Origin of the sequence: Thalassotalea hakodatensis, assembly GCF_030295995.1 — a bacterium.
Taxonomy (GTDB): domain Bacteria; phylum Pseudomonadota; class Gammaproteobacteria; order Enterobacterales; family Alteromonadaceae; genus Thalassotalea_C; species Thalassotalea_C hakodatensis.
On record NZ_AP027365.1, the window covers coordinates 2,378,452 to 2,397,124 of the forward strand.

Below are 18,673 nucleotides of genomic sequence, written 5' to 3' on the forward strand. Positions count from 1 at the left end.
ATTCATATCTATTCTCCCTAAAGTCAATTCCATTAAGGACAATTAACACGTGCTCAACCCTCTTAAACTACCTTTAGCTGCGAAAATATTAATCGCGATGTTTCTTGGATTAGCCTTTGGTAGCCAATACACCATGCACACCAGTATTGACTCAATCGCCAATGGCTTCGTCATGCTATTACAAATGACAGCCTTACCTTATATTGCATTAGCCCTGATAGTGGGGATTGGTGGCTTATCACCTGCCAAGGCAAAATCAACCTTACGTTTTAGTGTGTTAGTACTTTTAGGGTTCATTTCAATCAGTGTTTTCTTTATTTTATTAACCTCTATTGCTTTTCCTGACTGGGAAAATGCCTCGTTTTACAGTGCGAGTACCATAAAGCCACAACCAGAATTCAGCTTCGTTGAACTATTTATACCCGCTAACCCTTTTAGCGCCTTTGCCAATGGTGTGATCCCTGCGGTAGTTTTATTCAGTTTATTAGTGGGTGTAGGATTAATGACCATAAAAGGCAAACGCCATACTTTATTGGTTTTAACCAGTCTTCAAACGTCTTTAGCCAACATTGCTAGTTTAGTGATGAAATTAGCACCAATCGGTATTTTTTGTATTGGGTATCGTGCAGCAGCAACACTAGACCCTTCATTACTAGAAGGCTTGACCGTATATATCGTTACAACCGTTATCTTAGTGATACTGTTAGGCTTTATTATTTTTCCAGCTACTGTCGCTATTATCACACCATTTAGTTATCGGCAAACCGTGAATATTTGCCGTGTAGCGATGATCACTGCCTTTGCTACGGGTAGTTTTTTTGCGGTGTTACCGGCTATTATCGAACACACAAAAAAAGCACTAGCAGAATTAGAAGGTTGCCCACCTGAGGTAGCTAAAATTCCTGGTATTATTGTACCCATTGTATTTAGCTTGCCCGTTGGCGGCAAGCTATTGGCATTATTGTTTACTTTGTTTTCAGCTTGGTTATCGGGCGCATACATTTCAACCGACGATTACTTCAACCTCATTATTTTTGGTGTTCCACAGCTTTTTAGTAATGCAACAGTTGCCATACCGAGCTTACTAGAATTATTTAATGTCTCTAGTGCTATGTTTGAGTTGTTCTTAGTCGCTGAAAATTTAATTATTGGCCGTTTAAGTGCCCTACTTTCCGTGAGTTTTGCAGTTTGTTTTCCTTTAATTATTGCTTGTCATTTCGCCAAAAGAAATCAAATAAAGTGGCGTTATTTAATTCGAAACTCAATTGTAATTCCCTTGATAGCAATCGCCAGTTTTATGGTATTAAAAGTGAGCTTTGAGCAGTTAAGTTTGCAATATCAAGGATACGATAAGTTTATTCAACGTGATTTAATTTTTACAACCACACCTTCTCGTTACCTTACCGAACCTGAAGAAAACATTAGTGACACAGCATCATCAAGTGATGTTTTAACTCGCATACAACAAAGGGGCTTTATTCGCGTTGGCTATTTTCGCGATGATTTACCATACTCTTTTCACAACGACAAAGGCAAACTTGTAGGCCACGATATTGAGATAATCAATTTACTCGCGGCAGATTTAAATGTTGATATTGAATACGTCAGAATTTTTCATCACCAAACAAAGTCACTCCTTGCTTCTGGTTATTTAGATATAACCACTGGCATTCCAGTTATTCCCGACAATATGAAGCAATTCACGTTAACTAAACCTTATTCAACGCAACCTATAGCGTTACTTGTCAAATCAGAACGCCGTGAAGAGTTTACCCATTGGCAAAAAATTCTCGATAATAACAAACTCATTATCGGCATTCCTGAAACATTTTTTTATAAAGACAAAGTTCAGCAGAGTTTTGTCACCACCACGGCATGGGAAATTTCTACACCACGTTTATTTTTTAAAGAAAAATATCAACATATTGATGCAATGTTATTTGGTGCAGCCGCTGCTTCGGGTTGGACGTTATTACACCCAGACTACACTGTAGTTGTTCCTAAGCCTGTTAGACCACCAATATTTATGGCCTTCCCTATTAATAGGTATGACCATGATTTTGAACAATTTATGGCCAATTGGATTGCAATGAAAAAACAAAACGGTACTTTGTCTATTATTTTTGATTATTGGATAGAAGGGAAAAAAGCGTCGCCAAGCATGCCAATTAATGCATTAGACAAACATTAAACCAAAAACTATTAAAGCTACGGCATAAGAGCAGCACTACACTTATGCTGTAGCTAAGTGATTTAACCTAAGCTCGGGTTCTTTAGTTTCAATCATTGATTAAGGTTTGTCTAAGCAATGAGATATTGATTGCCTACCACATTGTGTTGCATGTTGTTTCAAAATGAAGCAAGGTTATTGTGCCTTTGCAAAGTGAGCAAGTTGATCTGCGTGTGCTTTCTCAAACTTAGGACGAGACGTCGCCCGAATCACATACTCACGACAATTTGGATAATCGTAAAGACCATCAAATCGATGAATAAGCCGCAATACATCAGTCATCGCTATGTCTGCAATTGAAAAAGACTGTGCAAGCCACTCTTTCTGCTTCAACGTTGCCTCCATATGCTGAAGGCGAGAATGAAGAAACGCTCCTATACGTTTTTGCTCTGGTGACTCACTGTCACCGCCAGTAAACTTAAAAATGAACCAAGGTAAACTAGCCATTTCGACTGAATTTAATGCGGCAAATAGCCATTCTTGAACCCGCGCGCGTTCTCGTGGCTCGGTGGGTAGTAAAGTCTCGCTATACTCACCAATATGCAGCAAGATCGCCCCGCTTTCGAAGATTGAAATATCTCCTTTTGTTAGCCAAGGTACCTGTCCAAAGGGTTGATGCTCAAAATGATTAGAACTACGTTCATGAAATGGGACACTATGAACATCATAACTTAAGCCTGCTTCTTCTAATGCCCATCGTGCACGAAGGTCACGCACATATCCACGAGGAAATTCCGGAACCCAATCAAATGTAGTGATAGTAAAGTCAGCCACCGTTCGCTACTTTATCAATTATTTGTGATTTACATGTGGTTCGTTAGCTTCGCTAAAACGCCCACGTAAGGGCTTTTTATAAGTTTACTAACATTGTGTAGCCAAACAAAGCCGAGCAAACTGTTACGTATTCAACTTGAAAAACCTTGTTAGGCATTTGATATACCCAGCGGTTTTATATTTCTTTTTTCATAATTCCAGAAAATTCTAACCGGCCTTCGAGTTCACGAAAATCTGCATTCACGAGTTCCCAACCTTCTGTTCCAAGTTTATTAAGGTAAGCTTCTACGTCTTCGCGTTTTTTACCTTTAAATAATCCCGCTGAATCAACATCCTTAGAATCTACAATTTTATATTTATACTTTCCCATGAGTTCTCCATAACCTACTTAATTTTGGAATGCCTAACACTTCACAAATGGCCGCATAAGTGCTTGGTTAAAATAAACGACAAAGAAGCAAAAACCAACTGTTATTTTTCTTAAAGTGACTATGATGGGCCAAGCTTTTGACTAAACTGCAAGGCGACTAAACACAAAGGAGAAAGCTCTACGAAATTCTCTACTCCGTTTCATCAATTTTATTGTAGAATCGAGCTACACGCATGACTTTTATATGTTTTTATCCTTGACGAACGCGGTAACAAGGTGCTACACGCGATTTATTTCACCTAAGACATTTCATTCACAATTAGCAACCTAAAAAGGTAGCATCGCAAGTAATTATTAATCATCATATTTAATTATTCCGTTTTTAAATACTCTAAAGTATCAACCATTTCAAATTTAGGGCTTCGCTTTATAAACTCTCTTAAAAAAGCTGTATGTGCCGCTCCCATTAGAATAAATACTCGATCGCTTTTATTCATTTTAATCCTGTTAAGGTTAGAATAAATCTTCATGTTTCTGTGGTAAAAGAGAGCCGCATTGTCTGCACCTTCAAAGTTATCATCTAAACCCACATATAACAGTTTATCTGCATTAGCATTTATTGAAGCGTCCAAGTTTATCGGATGGTTTATAAACTTTAATTTCTCAAGTAACGAAAGTGACTTGTATTTTTTATCTAATGCGGCAAGTTCAGGATAATGTTTAAATGGCGTATTGGTGATCGCTAAATAGGTTTTAGGATCTATCGAATTGGTTAGTTCGGGGCTATTTTCAATAAAGTCACCTACGCTATAGTTATATCCCATGTGATTATCTATGCCATAAATTTTTTCAATGTTGTTTAATCTCGCAACATCAAATGCGATCATACTGGTTTCACCGCTTGACGTAATTAACTCAGACTGATGCTTTAAAAATTGTTGATATAATAAATTAAGTTGCTCATTTTTTTCTGGAACTGACTCCACACAAATAATAGTTGGTCGAAATTTCGCAATCATTTTAGAGATTGCTCTTACTTCTTTATGTAAACTTTTGTTTTCTTCGTCAAATTCGGTGCTATTTGCATCAGGCGTTGGTCCAAAATGAAAAGTACCAAAATTAAGGACTTTAATTTTAGAGTGGTTTATCTGTGTTTTAGTTGTCTGTAAGACATTACTTTCACGACTTACAACATTAAAACTTAATAACACTAAAAGACTGATTATTACAGCTGTATATCGCATCGTTTAATTTTCCTTTTAATGAGGAGTATTCCTATATTTATTTTCAAAAACGTTATTAACATTAAAAAATTTATCGAAGTAAATGCTTCAAGCTTTGGTTACTTAAATGCTTTAACCCCAGCTTTTTTTTGCAATAGTTCATAACCACAAACTTAAACGGATAAAAGTTGGTGGTTATGTCAAACCAAGCCGAATTGAGCCTCTTTAGCAGCCCTATGCTTTACGCGCTTGTGAGACAACAATTACAACTTCCAAGCAATTTCATTTCTTAGTTTTTCAACCAGTTTAACATCAGCCCCTGCAACAGCCGTATACACAAAAGTTTGTTTATTAACGCTTACACACTTTATTGCCGCTCGGTTACTGCTGAAATTACCATAAACATAGTTGCCATTTTTAACAATAGATTTAAAGCCTAAGGACGATAAAATAGACACTCCTTTCACTGCACATAATTCAGGTGTTTCTTTTAATAACTTATGATGTGACCACAGCTGAGGTGTATATTCTTTTTCAACTGTGACCAATTTAGTTTTAGTGATAATTTTTGGTTCAGGTGTATTCTCTGGGCTGAACGCACAACCTGATAATGCAATGATGTATGCTAGAATTAAATACTTAATGAGACTCTCCTTATCTTTTATCGCTTCGCCTCACATCATCTTCTGCACAAACAGGGCAATATATGAGCAGCGCTTTTTAGTGTACGAGTGCATGCTATTATTATATTTTGTTAGCAATTGCTCATAATTACATTAATGATCTTATCTTTTCGCTGTTGAATAATTACCCTGCTCCAAATTCCGTTTTCAGGCACAAGTCCTTTTACTTCACGTTGCTGTTCATTGTGAATATATGTTTCTAGCTTTTTAGTCAGAGGAATATTACCCACAGCGCAATTATGCGACTTTGACAACAACAAATAATTTCCCAGACAGTTCAAAAATTGATTCCTAAATTCTTCGTCATAGTTGTCATAGCCATGAGGCTTGCTTTTTGGCTCAGTGGTAGGCGCAATATGTTCAAGTTCTGGACTAATAACTCTATCGAACCGAGTTTGTGAATAACCGGCCTTTCCTTGTTGCTCTAGATAAATTTCATATTTCCAGAGTAAATATTTTGCAACCGAATGGTTGATACTTCCTTGTAGAGATTCGTTAAATCTTTCATTGTTCCAATAACCCCACCACCAGTCCGTTGTGGTTTTCATCCACTCAATGCGTTCAATTATTGGTGAAATATCTTTTTTGCTTTCGGTGAATTTCTCAAATACATCATTAATTCTTGAAGTAATATCAGCCCGCGTTCCTATCAGACGATGCCTAAGTACCAAAGATTCCAATGACGAGCAAAGTTTTCCAATTTCATCAAGCGGCAAGCCATATCGGTACGCCTTAATGACAAATGGAATCGCGACCGCTATTCCGCCAAGAGAAATGAGGGAATGAATGGCAAAGCTTTCTCTCTCATTTCGGCCAAAAAACTGTGATAAATGTTCAAAGCTTGTCGAGAGTGACCTAGAGAAAGACTTGATAAAATCGAGTGGTTTTTCATTAGCCAACATCTTATTAATTTTGTCTAAAGAATTTTTTTCCCAGAGCGAATTAAAGTAAACCCGCAAAGTATAGAGCAATACATCATCTTCATTAATTCTGTATTCAATCGATGAAATAGATTTGTAGATTTTCTCAAAACGCCCTTTTATTTCATCAATTAACAATTCCACTTCGTCGCTACCCTTGCCGTGCAAGTGAACTTGATGCATGAATTGAGCTTTGACTATTTCAAGGTTTGACGGTCGCTTTCCACGGCTGTTTTGAAAGATAAACATCTGTATCGCCTCTGATTCATTTTGAACCGGATGCGTGGTACAGGTTGCATCACCAACGATAGACAACATTTTGGTCAGATACCCTTCTGACTTGTTAGAAAGATGTTTTTTGAAAAAATCGAATGCTCTGACAATTCGGCGTGACGACTCTGTTTCAAGACCATTATGGTCAAACTTATTTTGATCTATTACATAGTCAACGAATATTTGATTATCGTAATCAACAGTCCAAAAGCGAATTGCGCTTCGCCTCTTCACCATATCTTCAAAGCAAATTTCTTCTTCCTCAGATAAAGCCCTTATGGATTTCAGCTTGGCAAACAGAGCAGATAAAAAAATGACAATGGTAGTTAAGCGTTGTTGGCCATCTATTACGTTGAAAGATTGTGCTTTTTCCTCAAAAAGGAAGTGGCCGAAATAATAAGGGTTAATTGCATTGCTTCTGCTATATTCTTCTAAATCTGACGCGAATACATCTGTTTGCGTGTTTTTGTCTGATTTCTCCACCGGAGTATCCCAAGAGTATGCACGCTGATATGAAGGCACGACAATTTTGTTGCCCGCCATCATCTTTCTAATGGTTGTTGAAGCTTCCAATTTTTTACAGCTCCTTTGGGTTGTGGTTTTGAAGCCTAGCGCCCGTTGAATGGACAATAAAATAGTTGGTAGAAATAAGCGACGAAGATGCAAAAACCAACTGTTTTTTCTTTTATATTTTCGTGTTAGCTGATTACTACCTCATACAGTGGTTATTGCTTAGCTGCCATATAAAACAGAAAGAGTACAAAAGCACCAAGCAAAATAAGCCCAATTATGACCATAACGGTTAAGGCTTTTGATTTTTGCATCGAATCTGTTAAGCCCTTTGCTGGAACTAATCCTAATGCCATTAGAATGTTAAGCAGAAAGTCCATATAAATAATCTCTTTTTACTCTTTGCCAAGAACTTAATTAGAACTTAAAACTTAAAACTTAATTAGACACCCACTAAAACTTAATTAGACACCCACTATAGAAACTTAATTAGACATCCACTATACCACTGCCAAGAAGTAACTGAATATCTAAACTTGATTAAAGTGCATAAAAATCGGTAATAAATCGCCTTCAACGAGTCAAACAAGTGAAATTTAGTATTTCTGCAGAGTAATTATCAAATCTAGGTCAAACAAACCTCTTCCATACAAGGAATTGTTAGACTCGATAAGGATAACTAGGTGTTTACGCTAATAGCTTTTCACAATTAGCAAGATTGCTTCGCCGTTTTCGGTGTTGGTGTTGGCAGTATTTCGTTAAGCTATCAACATCGCCTACAGCACCTCTAAAGCAGCGACTAAACTGTTGGCTTAGTGTAACCCAGTTACCGGCACTGATATTCAGGCGAGTCAGTAGTTTAGGTTGGTGCTGTGCTATATAGCCTTTTTTATCTTCTCTGATACAACGCCCAGTTAATTCCACAAGCTCAAGGTAATCTGTTAAACAAAACGGTAAGCCTGCAGGGCTACCTTTGCTCGGATTACCAACAAATGGTGGTAACTTTTCAGGCTGTTTGCCTTGAATAGCCGCCTTGATGCGTAGTTTGATGCTTGTAAAGTCTGAAGTTTCTGGTGTTTTGGCGATATTAGCTCGAATGGGGTTTAAGTCTACATAAGCCATACAAGCGGCAAGTGCTTTTTCATCAAGTAGTGCTTGAGAGCTAAACCGCCCTTCCCAAAATCTGCCTTTGCAATTGTCTTCTCGATTGGCTTGTCTGGCAATAGACTCATTTAATAACCGCATCAACCAACTAATGTCCATGAGTCGTTTACGGTATTGCTCAGCCGTTTGCCTAACGATATCTATCATGGGAGCTAAAAGCTCTTCACCGCGTAAATACTTTTGTGTAAGTAATGTACCCTTAAACAATTGATGCCAACGCTTTAGCACCTCATCCATCGACCAACTGTTTGCTGTTTCTTCATCAACAAACAAAACCAAATGTACATGGTTACTCATCACCGCATAAGCACACACATCAATGGCAAATACGTCACTAAGTTGAAACAGTCTATTTTCCACCCATTGTCTTCGGTGCTCATAACTTTTTCTAGTAACGACATCTTTGCCACACAAAAAAGCACGGCGAACACAACGGGAAATACAATGATAATAAGGTGTAGCCGCCAAACATACTTGACGACTTCTGGCGATAGTCATTTCGCTTCCTTGCGATTGATTTACAATGACTCAAAGATTAGACAAACACTGGAATTTTACAAGTTAATTGTGGGTGTCTAGATTATTACTCCCCTGAACAACTAAAGGACTGACAGATTCAGGCAGTGATTGAGTTCACATAAGAGAGCCTCAATATGTGTTTGCCGTAAACAATTTTAACGGTCACAGTGACAGAACGAAGTAGATTATTTTGCTGATTGATTAACAATTAGCTGCCTAGCGGCAGCTAAAAAAAACACTATTGCCTATTTGACGGAAGAAGGTTCATATGTGTTAGCAGTAAATTACTAGTTAAGATTCTTTTACGCACTTAAAACGAATTTCAGTTTTAGGGAAGTTACCAAAAATATATGGAGGTTTCGCGTCTATGGTTTCTATAACCTTAACTATTTTTTGTGACTTTTGACATTGTGCATACGCTTCTTTCATAGCTTCGGCTTTAAGCGTGCCCATACCAGAAAAACCTGTAGCTGCTTGACGAGAAACCATATAAGTATCTCCCCCCATTGGGATTATGCCTGAGTTTTGGGCACAACCCGCCATAAGAATAACTAGAGATAAAATTAAATATTTCACGGTTTGAAAACTCCTTTTACTGCTAACGCTTATATTAAACGGCTTAAAATGATTGGTTTGCTTTTTTGCACCTTGCAAAAAACGAAACAAGCTTTTTAAGTCCGATTTGAATTTTTTGTTAGGTGAATTTACTTGAGCATCAGTTATTTAGCAAGTGGTTCGATTCACTGCTGAGCCTGATTGTTTAACCCCAGAAGTTAAACCTGAACTAAGCTACAGGCAGTGTGTAAAACTTAAAGAAAACTAGATTGCCGATAACACTAAACCAAGCCGCTACTTTTTAAACACCAGAATCACAATAGTTGAGTCGAAAACAAATCAAGTTGTTAAACACTAAACTTAACAAACGATAATTAAATGAGTTATTCACCCTAACGCTTTAAACAGCGGAAAACGCGAGCGTAGCGAGTGGTTTTCCGCTGCTTTAACTTGTTACACACCGTTACCGTAGATGTTTATTTTTAACTTCAGTTGCTGCGAATACTCTTTAAGCTGAGTCACATTGCGACTTGGCACTAAAGACAAGACGAACGAATCTGTGCCATTGTCGATTCCAATTATTTCTAACCCAACGTTTTTTGCACACGTTGAGAACAAAAAACCAGATTCGTGAGATTCCAAATAGTAAGATATATTTGACTGAGTTTTCTGCATATCGGACGCTAACTCTTTCGATATGCTGCATTTAGAAAGTGTATTCTCAGATATATCGTTCAACAAATTAAAGACATATTGTGCATCTTCTCTCCAATCTACAACTGCTACACGGTTAATACTTTTGAGGCTTTCGGTAATTACAAATGTAAAGTCAAATGAATCTTCAAAAGCGCCATCAAATCCAGATTCTTCTAGTCCGTCTTTGTGTTTTGCTTTGTATGCTTGCTTATTAGAAAGATAAAGTTGAACGTCATCCAAAATGCTCTTATCCCCTTTACTCATAATCCTAGCTACTACAATTTCTGGAGAGTCATTTTTCGACTCCATTTTATTACAGCCTCCTGCGATCAAAGCGGCAATAACTATAAATAAATTTTTCATTCCTTGTCCCCAAAATGGTGTGTAACAATTTAGTATTTATGCGACACGCAGTTTGTGTTGCATAATCGCTTGTTGGACTGAGGCGCTACCTGCTCGGTGTGTCAGAGTTGGTGTTCTTTATGCTATGGGAATTTGCTTTTTATGACCTAAGCGATATCTAGCCAATTTAATTGACGTGCCTATCGTATCTAAGCTATCCCTGCGCTACTCAGTATTTATTATGTGCTTCATTACACCTAAGTTTGGCTAGATAAGCAACTATATTTTTCACGCAAAAAGGCTATTAGCCTGAGCAGTTAAGCAGGTTAACTCATTGATTTGATGCAGCAAGCAAGGCTGCTAACTCGTTCGCTCTGTATTAGCCGCCACTAACTCCAAGTTAAACACGCCAATAAACCGCAAGTTACCTACCTTACAGTGCTGACAAGGCCAGTGTGCTATCCGAGGCGGGCTCTCTACCTTCACCTCTCTGCTTTGCGAACGTGCGACGCCTGTGACCTTATCAACGCTAATTTTCGTTTGCGACACGCATTAGCTAAAAAACCATAGTGACGAATACGCATAAACCCTTTTGGCAGTACATGCTGTAAATAACGCCGTAAAAACTCATCATTGCTTAGCGTCATCACTTTTTCACGATAATTATCTGCGTAATCTCGGTATCTAAAACTCACCGAGTGCGTATCCATCGACACTAAACGTGATTCTGACATCACGCCTTTTCGGGTATAACGTGCTAGATAACTGACTAGCTTTTCACTGTACGTTAAACAGGCTTTGCTATAAACACACCACTTGGTTGGCGTGCTTATTTTCGTCAATGAGCTATCACTTTCATTTAGCGCTGCAAGCATTTTTCCTCTAAATACGCTTGATAACGCCTTTACTGGGTATAAATAGCCTTTTTCTATCTCATACCAATGCGTCTTGTTGAGCGTTCCCGCAGGAATTAAGCAATGTAAGTGAATATGCTGACTTAAGGTTTGCCCCCAAGTATGTAAAACACTTGTCATCCCCAATTGACCATGCCCTTTTCGTTTAGCAAATTTATTCAAGGTTTGCCATGCTGCCTTGAATAAACAATGATATAAGACATTGGGGGTATAGTGGGCAATGATATTAAGCTCATGAGGAAGCGTAAAAACAAGGTGGAAATAGCGGCATGATAATAAGTTTTCTTGCTGCTTTTGTATCCATGTTGCCGTTGCTATCCCTCCACACCGTGGACAGTGGCGGTCTCGGCAGCTACACCCTAGCTGCTGCGACTCACCACAGTTATCACATTGCCATGATTGATAACCGAGCTGTCCCGTTCTGCAGGATTGAATATGCTGACAAACGCGTAATTGCTGGTAACTCATTTTATGATGTTGCCGATAATGCCCAAGACTCACATTTAATATATCAGCTAGGTGTAAGGCGCTCATTTTGTACGCCAACCCGCGAGTAAATCAATACCGCCATGCCCCAATTCGGGCAGCCAATGTAAGTAGCTTTGTGTCGTTTTAATGTCACTATGACCAAGCTGGTGCTGAAGTTGGTGTAATGGCATACCTGATTCTAGTTGATGTGTAGCATAAGCATGACGTAAGGCATGTGGATTACACTGTGTTAAACCACACATCTGTGCATGTTTCTTCAATGCTTTCCTGAAACTCGATGGTGACATCGGTTTATCCATTAACCATCGCGAGTAAAACATCCACCCTGTTGGGTGATACATTGTCCAATAGCAACGTAATTGATTTAGCACACTATCAGAGACAACCACATAACGCGATTTATCGCCTTTGCCCTGTTCAATTAAAATAGTTCTTCGCTGCCCATCAATGTCTTGTACTTTTATACGTAAAAGCTCACCGATTCGGAGACCACACCCGTAACACACCATGATTAACGTTTTCAATCGCATATCATCAGCGCAGCTTTCTATTAGCCGCAGTATATCGTCGCGTGATAAATACGCAGGGGCGCGAGACTTGGCTTTGGGTAGTGAAATATCTAATTTCAGTGGACGGTGAAGGACATTTTTAAATAAGAACCAAATACTGTTTATTTGTATTTTCTGGCTTGCTCTAGAGAGTTTACGAATAGCAGGATCTTTAAAAAACGCATTAAGTTCACTATCAGTAATCGAATCAAGCGGTTTATTAAAGTAATGGCTGAGTTTGAGTAGATGATCACAGTAGCTTTTACAGGTATTTTGCGAATAACCTCGAAAGGCTATTTCAGTTTTAACTTGTTCAATGAGTGGGTTCATGACTTACCTCCAAGTGATGGAATAACCCCAAGGTAAGTGTGAGCCAAATTCTAGCAGTTGCACTCTCCGCGTAGCGGCTTAGTTCAACAGCTTATTCATAGGAACCATTCTCGCAAGTAACACGACGGGCTGCTCCTATGTTCATAAAATTGAAAATTTAAATTACCACTTCTTTTTAACTAAATCAATGAGATAGTACTTCACATTCTCGCTTTCTACGATTAATACAAGAATCATTCTCGATTTCTTGCTAAAAACAAGAAAACAACTAAACTGTACATTCATACAGTATGTGGTAAAATTAATTTTGATGAAGGATTATCAACATGGCCTCACCTTTTTTAGCCGCTATCAAAGAGTTTATGTGGACGCGTCGTTACGCTAAAAGAACGATTGAAACCTATTTATATTGGATCAAATACTACATAAACTTTAATAAACAGAAGCACCCTTTAGATTGTCATAATAAAGACGTTGAACGATTTCTTAATTATCTTGCAAACCAAGAAAATGTTGCACCTAAAACTCAAGCCGTTGCATTAAACGCAGTAAACTTTCTTTACAAAGAGTATTTATCTAAACCTTTGTCACTAGCACTAAATTACAATAAATCTCGTGTACAACCTAAGTTACCGGTGGTATTAACACCAACAAAAATAAAAACGTTATTTAAATACATTGATAATGATTACAGGCTTCCCTGCGCATTAATGTATGGCAGCGGTTTACGAGTAATGGAGGTAGTTCGTTTACGAATACACGATATAGACTTTAATTTTCATTGTATTAGTGTTTGGTTTGCTAAAGGTGGAAAACATCGTCGTGTTACCCTAGCCCCTGAATTAGTCAATGATCTAAAAAGCCAAGTAAAGTTTGCTAGCATCCATTTTAAGCGAGATATAAGAAACCCGAGTTATTCTGGAGTTTATTTGCCTTTTGCATTAGCCCGTAAATACCCTAACGCGAATAAAGAAGAAGGCTGGCATTACTTATTTCCATCTCACAGATTAAGCGAAGATCCAGAAGTAGGCTTGCTACGCAGGCACCATATTCATGAAACTATGTTAAGAAAAGTGATAAAACGTGCCGCGAAAAAGGCGTTATTAAAGAAACCTATTAGTTGCCATACCTTACGGCACTCATTTGCTACGCATTTACTACAACGCGGGGCTGACATTCGTACCGTTCAGGAACAATTAGGCCATACTGATGTGCGAACCACACAAATCTATACCCATGTTATTGAAAGAGGTGCAAATGGTGTGAGAAGTCCATTGTCAGACTTATATTAAGTTTACCCGTGCGGTTCATTAACAAATAGACAAACAGAAAAAACCCAGCGCTAAGGCTGGGCTTTCAAAATTGCTACTTCTTTAAACGCTTATAAAAGGCTAGAAAGAATCGTATTTAATGTTTCACTTGGGCGCATTGCCTTAGTCGCTAAGTCATCAGCTGGTTGGAAGTAACCACCGATATTTTGCGCTGGTCCTTGTGCTTCATTTAACTCTGCAACAATTTTATCTTCTTGCTTGGTTAACGCTTGCGCCACAGCAGTAAATGCTGATTTTAACGTTTCGTCTTCATTTTGTGCTGCAAGCTCTTGCGCCCAATATGTCGCTAAGTAGAAGTGAGAACCACGGTTGTCTAACTCACCTACTTTACGAGAAGGCGATCTATTCTCATCTAAGAATTTACCTGTAGCGGCGTCCAACGTGTTTGCTAATACTTGTGCTTTAGCATTTCCCGTTGTATTGCTTAAATGCTCTAAAGAAGCTGCAAGCGCTAAAAATTCACCTAAAGAATCCCAACGTAAGTGGTTTTCTTTCTCAAATTGTTGAACATGCTTAGGCGCTGAACCACCGGCACCGGTTTCAAATAAACCACCGCCATTCATTAATGGCACAATTGAAAGCATTTTTGCTGACGTGCCAAGCTCTAAAATTGGGAATAAATCAGTGTTGTAATCACGTAATACATTACCTGTTACAGAAATTGTATCTTCACCTTTACCACAACGCGCTAAGGTAAATTCACATGCTTGTGTAGGCGCAAGAATTCGTAGGTCTAAACCGTCTGTATCGTGCTCTGGTAAATAAGTGTTAATTTTTTTGATCATTTCAGCATCGTGCGCGCGATTCTCATCTAACCAAAATACTGCTGGAGTATTTGATAAACGCGCACGTGTAACGGCTAGTTTCACCCAATCTTGAATGGGTGCATCTTTCGTTTGACACATACGGAAAATATCACCTTCTTCAACATCTTGAGAAAGTAACACATCACCTGTTGCAATATTTACCGCACGAATAACACCTTCACCTTTTGCCATGAACGTTTTGTCGTGTGAACCGTATTCTTCGGCTTTTTTCGCCATTAAACCAACATTAGGAACAGTACCCATTGTTGTTGGATCAAATGCACCATTTTCACGGCAGTAATCAACAACAGCAGAGAAAACACCAGCATAGTTACGATCAGGGATCATAAACTTAGTATCTTTTTGCTTACCGTCTGGGCCCCACATTTGACCAGAAGCACGAAGCGCAGCCGGCATTGACGCATCAATAATAACGTCACTTGGCACATGTAAGTTAGTAATGCCGCGGTCAGAATCAACCATAGCAAGTGGAGGCTGAACATCATATACAGCATTTAAATCTGCTTCAATTTCTGCCTTTTGTTCCGCAGGTAAACGTTCAATTTTAGCGTAAACATCACCAATACCATTGTTAACATCAACACCTAATTGTTCGAAAGTAGCTGCGTGCTTAGCAAACACATCTTTGTAGTATACTTTTACCGCGTGACCAAAAATCACAGGGTCAGATACTTTCATCATCGTTGCTTTCATGTGAAGAGAAAGTAAAACATCTTCGTCTTTTGCTTTTTGTGTTTCTGCTTCAAAAAATTCAACCAGTGCTTTTTTGCTCATCACTGATGCATCAATCACTTCTTTATCTTCTAAGGCGACTTTCTCTTTTAAAACAGTAATGCTGCCAGCAGTATCTACGTATTCGATACGCATATCAGTTGCACCATCTACCGTCATCGATTTTTCACTGCCGTAGAAGTCACCCGACTCCATATGAGCTACATGAGACTTTGAGTCTTTTGACCAAGCACCCATTGAGTGTGGATTTTTCTTTGCATAGTTTTTAACAGCAGTAGGAGCACGACGGTCAGAATTACCTTCACGTAATACAGGGTTTACCGCCGAACCTAACACTTTAGCGTAAGTTAATTTAATTGACTCTTCAGCTTCATTTTTTGGCTCTGCTGGATAATCAGGTAATGCATAACCTTTAGCTTGCAATTCTTTAATTGCAGCTTGTAATTGTGGGATAGATGCTGAAATGTTCGGTAATTTAATGATATTTGCTTCTGGTGTTTTCGCAATATCACCTAATTCTGCTAATGCATCACCAATGCGTTGTTCTTCTTTTAAGTATTGTGGAAAATTAGCAATAATACGACCCGCTAATGAAATATCGCGTGTTTCAACGCCAATATCAGAAGAAGCTGTGAAAGCTTGAATAATCGGGAGTAATGAATGCGTCGCTAATGCTGGCGCTTCATCAGTAATGGTATAAATGATTTTAGATGATTCTGTAGTCATTTTTGTTCCTAGTTATTTTCAGCGAGTATGCAATAAAATGAATAAAAACCCGTAAATGTAAAATTAACATTCATTTTATTGAAAAAAATATTTGCGCGCGCATAGTAAAGGAAACCGCGTTTTAACACAAGAATTCACTATGCTTTGCTCATAAAAAAGCACGCTATCTTACAACATTTTGTCATGGATACCTTGTTAAGCGTTAGCGTCGCAACATCGCTATGTATGGGGGGTCAACTGTTATTTTTCAAGTAGGCTATGTCCTTATAGTCATCGAACACATTTTCAGGTTGATCTTGAGTGATCGTCTCGATTTCGACATTTTACGCCCTATTTTCACGTCTCGATATCGAGATTAATAAAGCCTCTCATCTAAAAATAAAACTTAACAGATTGAATTTTAAATATATTTTATATTTGGCATTGTCTTAGCTTTATCTAGGTGACAAACCGTTCACTGAACTTAAAGCGCCCTGCTCGCTTTCGTTGATGTAAAAAGGAATACGATGGATATCGTTAGAAAAAAACAAAAAAATTTCACCCCTGTCATAAAGTGGGCCGTTATTACCGTCGTTATTATCTCATGTATATGGGCATTAACGTATGCCAGTAATAGTGGTCATAAAGTGTCAGCCAACAATGTGCTGCTTGATGCGGTGCAATCTGGCGAACTTACCCTTGACGTTAGAGGCATTGGCGTATTAGTACCAAAAGAAGTGTACTGGGTGGCTACCGAAGTAAATGGCCGTGTTGACAAAGTCTATAAGAAAGCAGGGGCTGCCGTTAAAAAAGATGATTTAATCATTTCAATGAAGAACTCATCTCTTACCCAACAGTTAGAAGAAAGCCAATGGGAGCTTGAAGAAACAAAAGCACAACTTAACGCACAGCGCGTTGCGCTTGAATCACAAGTGTTAGATCAAGAAACGCTAGTGATCAACAGTCAATTAAATTATGAAAGCGCCCTGCTTACGCTTAATGCTCAAAAAACATTATTAAATCAAGGTATCGTTGCCATTTCAAAAGTGGAGCATGAAGAAGTTAAAATTGAAGTGGAGCAATTATTACAACGATGGCAATTAGAAAAAAAGCGCTACGCTAAAGCACAAGAGAATTTAGTAGCGCAAAAGCGTGCATTTAACGCGCGTTTAAAACGTATGGAACGTGGTACAGCAAGAATTCAGCACTTGGTGAACAGCTTAGACATACGTGCTTCAATCGACAGCATAGTGCAAGAAATGCCATTAGAATTAGGACAACAAATAACGGCTGGTACGAATGTGGCACGACTAGCCCGTAATGATGAATTTATCGCAGAAATTCGTGTGCCTGAAAAACAAATTTATCAAATCGGCTTAACTCAAGCAGTAACCCTTGACACGAAAACCAGCAAAGTAAGTGGCGAAGTCATTCGTATTGACCCATCCGTTGTTAACGGTTCCGTGCAAGTTGATGTAGCTATCACAGGAAAATTACCCAAAGAAGCAAGGCCTGAGCTCAGTGTTGACGGCATTATTCATGTTGCCCATCTAACAAACACTCTTTATGTAAAGCGTCCTATGTATGCTAAAGCGAATGAATCAAGTGCTGTATATGTCGTAAACACGGAAAATAACAGCGTGGCTTTACGTGACGTAACCTTTGGCCGCTCATCGCAAACTCACATTGAAATTATTTCTGGTCTTTCTGCTGGCGAAAACGTTGTAGTATCAAACGTATCGTCATGGAAAGACAAACAAATTAACGCGATACAATAGTTAACAATAATAAGGAAAGCACAATGCAAAACCAAGCAAAGACTCTCGTGACCTTGAATGCCTTAGACAAAATATTTTATACCGATGATGTAGAAACACATGCATTAGAAGGTATTAATTTAACCATTCACCAAGGTGAATTTATATCGATTGCCGGCCCATCGGGTTGTGGTAAATCTACCTTATTATCTATTTTAGGTTTATTAGATACGCCTACTAATGGTAATTACCAGTTATCAGGACACGACGTGACGAGTTTAGATAAAGACGAACGTGCACTGATCCGAAATGAAAAAATTGGCTTTATTTTCCAAGCCTTTAATTTAATTAGTGATTTAACTGTTCAAGAAAATGTAGAGCTTCCTTTATCTTATCGCTCAGATATTAGCAAAAGCGAGCGCCAACAACTGGTAACTGATGCTTTAAAACAAGTCGATATGCAACACCGTGCCAATCATTTTCCCTCACAATTATCAGGGGGGCAGCAACAACGTGTTGCAGTAGCACGAGCCATTGCCGGTAAACCAGCTATTATTCTTGCCGATGAACCAACCGGTAATTTAGACTCAAAAAATGCAGGAGCTGTCATGGAGTTACTGGATAAACTTCATGCTAATGGCGCGACTATTTGCATGGTTACTCATGATCCTCGCTCTGCAAGCCGCGCCGATAGAATCATTGAAATTTTCGACGGCAAAGTAGTGGCCGACCGTCCATCAGAAACCCCAAGCGCTATCGCCATTTAGTGGGCTGAGGATAT

General features: G+C 38.6%; 15 protein-coding genes and 1 pseudogene. 4 read left to right on the forward strand and 12 right to left on the reverse strand.

What is annotated here, in order from left to right; genetic code table 11:
- Positions 1–49: 49 nt before the first annotated feature.
- On the forward strand, positions 50–2,191 hold the full coding sequence (locus tag QUE72_RS10405; RefSeq protein ID WP_286268878.1) for a cation:dicarboxylate symporter family transporter: 2,142 nt from the start codon (positions 50–52) through the stop codon (positions 2,189–2,191).
- A gap of 174 nt (positions 2,192–2,365) precedes the next feature.
- On the opposite strand, the gene QUE72_RS10410 is transcribed toward QUE72_RS10405, so the two are convergent.
- The 11 genes and pseudogenes from QUE72_RS10410 to QUE72_RS10460 all read right to left on the reverse strand — a co-directional run bounded on the left by QUE72_RS10410 (position 2,366) and on the right by QUE72_RS10460 (position 12,540).
- Complete coding sequence (locus QUE72_RS10410; protein WP_286268879.1) at positions 2,366–3,004, reverse strand: glutathione S-transferase family protein; 639 nt, start codon at positions 3,002–3,004, stop codon at positions 2,366–2,368.
- A 175-nt stretch (positions 3,005–3,179) separates the two neighbouring features.
- On the reverse strand, positions 3,180–3,374 hold the full coding sequence (locus tag QUE72_RS10415; RefSeq protein WP_074499270.1) for a DUF4177 domain-containing protein: 195 nt from the start codon (positions 3,372–3,374) through the stop codon (positions 3,180–3,182).
- 371 nt (positions 3,375–3,745) lie between these two features.
- On the reverse strand, positions 3,746–4,618 hold the full coding sequence (locus QUE72_RS10420; RefSeq protein WP_286268881.1) for a DUF5694 domain-containing protein: 873 nt from the start codon (positions 4,616–4,618) through the stop codon (positions 3,746–3,748).
- 242 nt (positions 4,619–4,860) lie between these two features.
- On the reverse strand, positions 4,861–5,055 hold the full coding sequence (locus tag QUE72_RS10425; RefSeq protein ID WP_286268882.1) for a hypothetical protein: 195 nt from the start codon (positions 5,053–5,055) through the stop codon (positions 4,861–4,863).
- Between the two features lie 296 nt (positions 5,056–5,351).
- Positions 5,352–7,046 carry a DUF262 domain-containing protein gene (locus QUE72_RS10430; protein ID WP_286268883.1) on the reverse strand — a complete coding sequence of 565 codons (1,695 nt, stop codon included), beginning with the start codon at positions 7,044–7,046 and terminating at the stop codon, positions 5,352–5,354.
- Between the two features lie 152 nt (positions 7,047–7,198).
- Positions 7,199–7,363, reverse strand: coding sequence for a hypothetical protein (locus QUE72_RS10435; protein WP_175573129.1), 165 nt, complete (start codon positions 7,361–7,363; stop codon positions 7,199–7,201).
- Positions 7,364–7,670: 307 nt separating this feature from the next.
- On the reverse strand, positions 7,671–8,645 hold the full coding sequence (locus tag QUE72_RS10440) for a transposase (protein ID WP_286268706.1): 975 nt from the start codon (positions 8,643–8,645) through the stop codon (positions 7,671–7,673).
- A gap of 312 nt (positions 8,646–8,957) precedes the next feature.
- Positions 8,958–9,242: a hypothetical protein gene (locus QUE72_RS10445; RefSeq protein ID WP_286268884.1), complete on the reverse strand. Its 285-nt coding sequence runs from the start codon at positions 9,240–9,242 to the stop codon at positions 8,958–8,960.
- A gap of 432 nt (positions 9,243–9,674) precedes the next feature.
- Positions 9,675–10,280, reverse strand: coding sequence for a DUF6630 family protein (locus QUE72_RS10450; protein ID WP_286268885.1), 606 nt, complete (start codon positions 10,278–10,280; stop codon positions 9,675–9,677).
- Positions 10,281–10,619: 339 nt separating this feature from the next.
- Positions 10,620–11,707, reverse strand: a pseudogene (locus QUE72_RS10455) (IS91 family transposase).
- Positions 11,704–12,540 (reverse strand): tyrosine-type recombinase/integrase, encoded by an 837-nt coding sequence (locus tag QUE72_RS10460; protein ID WP_286268887.1) that lies wholly within the window; start codon positions 12,538–12,540, stop codon positions 11,704–11,706. The pseudogene QUE72_RS10455 and the gene QUE72_RS10460 overlap by 4 nt, the downstream one beginning before the upstream one ends.
- A gap of 326 nt (positions 12,541–12,866) precedes the next feature.
- Here QUE72_RS10460 and QUE72_RS10465 point away from each other — a divergent pair, with 326 nt between their 5' ends.
- Positions 12,867–13,832, forward strand: a complete 966-nt coding sequence (locus QUE72_RS10465; protein ID WP_286268888.1) for an integron integrase — start codon at positions 12,867–12,869, stop codon at positions 13,830–13,832.
- 89 nt (positions 13,833–13,921) lie between these two features.
- Here QUE72_RS10465 and QUE72_RS10470 read toward each other — a convergent pair whose 3' ends face one another.
- Positions 13,922–16,156: an NADP-dependent isocitrate dehydrogenase gene (locus tag QUE72_RS10470; RefSeq protein WP_286268889.1), complete on the reverse strand. Its 2,235-nt coding sequence runs from the start codon at positions 16,154–16,156 to the stop codon at positions 13,922–13,924.
- Positions 16,157–16,662: 506 nt separating this feature from the next.
- Between QUE72_RS10470 and QUE72_RS10475 the strand changes: the two genes are divergently transcribed.
- Complete coding sequence (locus tag QUE72_RS10475; RefSeq protein ID WP_074499477.1) at positions 16,663–17,913, forward strand: efflux RND transporter periplasmic adaptor subunit; 1,251 nt, start codon at positions 16,663–16,665, stop codon at positions 17,911–17,913.
- 23 nt (positions 17,914–17,936) lie between these two features.
- Positions 17,937–18,659, forward strand: coding sequence for an ABC transporter ATP-binding protein (locus QUE72_RS10480; RefSeq protein ID WP_286268891.1), 723 nt, complete (start codon positions 17,937–17,939; stop codon positions 18,657–18,659).
- Positions 18,660–18,673: the final 14 nt, after the last annotated feature.

Coding starts and splice junctions, on each gene's coding strand:
- QUE72_RS10415 (WP_074499270.1), bottom strand. CDS start 3,374: ATGGGAAAGTATAAATATAAAATTGTAGATTCTAAGGATGTTGATTCA.
- QUE72_RS10435 (WP_175573129.1), bottom strand. CDS start 7,363: ATGGACTTTCTGCTTAACATTCTAATGGCATTAGGATTAGTTCCAGCA.
- QUE72_RS10475 (WP_074499477.1), top strand. CDS start 16,663: ATGGATATCGTTAGAAAAAAACAAAAAAATTTCACCCCTGTCATAAAG.
- QUE72_RS10480 (WP_286268891.1), top strand. CDS start 17,937: ATGCAAAACCAAGCAAAGACTCTCGTGACCTTGAATGCCTTAGACAAA.
- QUE72_RS10440 (WP_286268706.1), bottom strand. CDS start 8,645: ATGACTATCGCCAGAAGTCGTCAAGTATGTTTGGCGGCTACACCTTAT.
- QUE72_RS10460 (WP_286268887.1), bottom strand. CDS start 12,540: ATGAACCCACTCATTGAACAAGTTAAAACTGAAATAGCCTTTCGAGGT.
- QUE72_RS10470 (WP_286268889.1), bottom strand. CDS start 16,156: ATGACTACAGAATCATCTAAAATCATTTATACCATTACTGATGAAGCG.
- QUE72_RS10420 (WP_286268881.1), bottom strand. CDS start 4,618: ATGCGATATACAGCTGTAATAATCAGTCTTTTAGTGTTATTAAGTTTT.
- QUE72_RS10465 (WP_286268888.1), top strand. CDS start 12,867: ATGGCCTCACCTTTTTTAGCCGCTATCAAAGAGTTTATGTGGACGCGT.
- QUE72_RS10450 (WP_286268885.1), bottom strand. CDS start 10,280: ATGAAAAATTTATTTATAGTTATTGCCGCTTTGATCGCAGGAGGCTGT.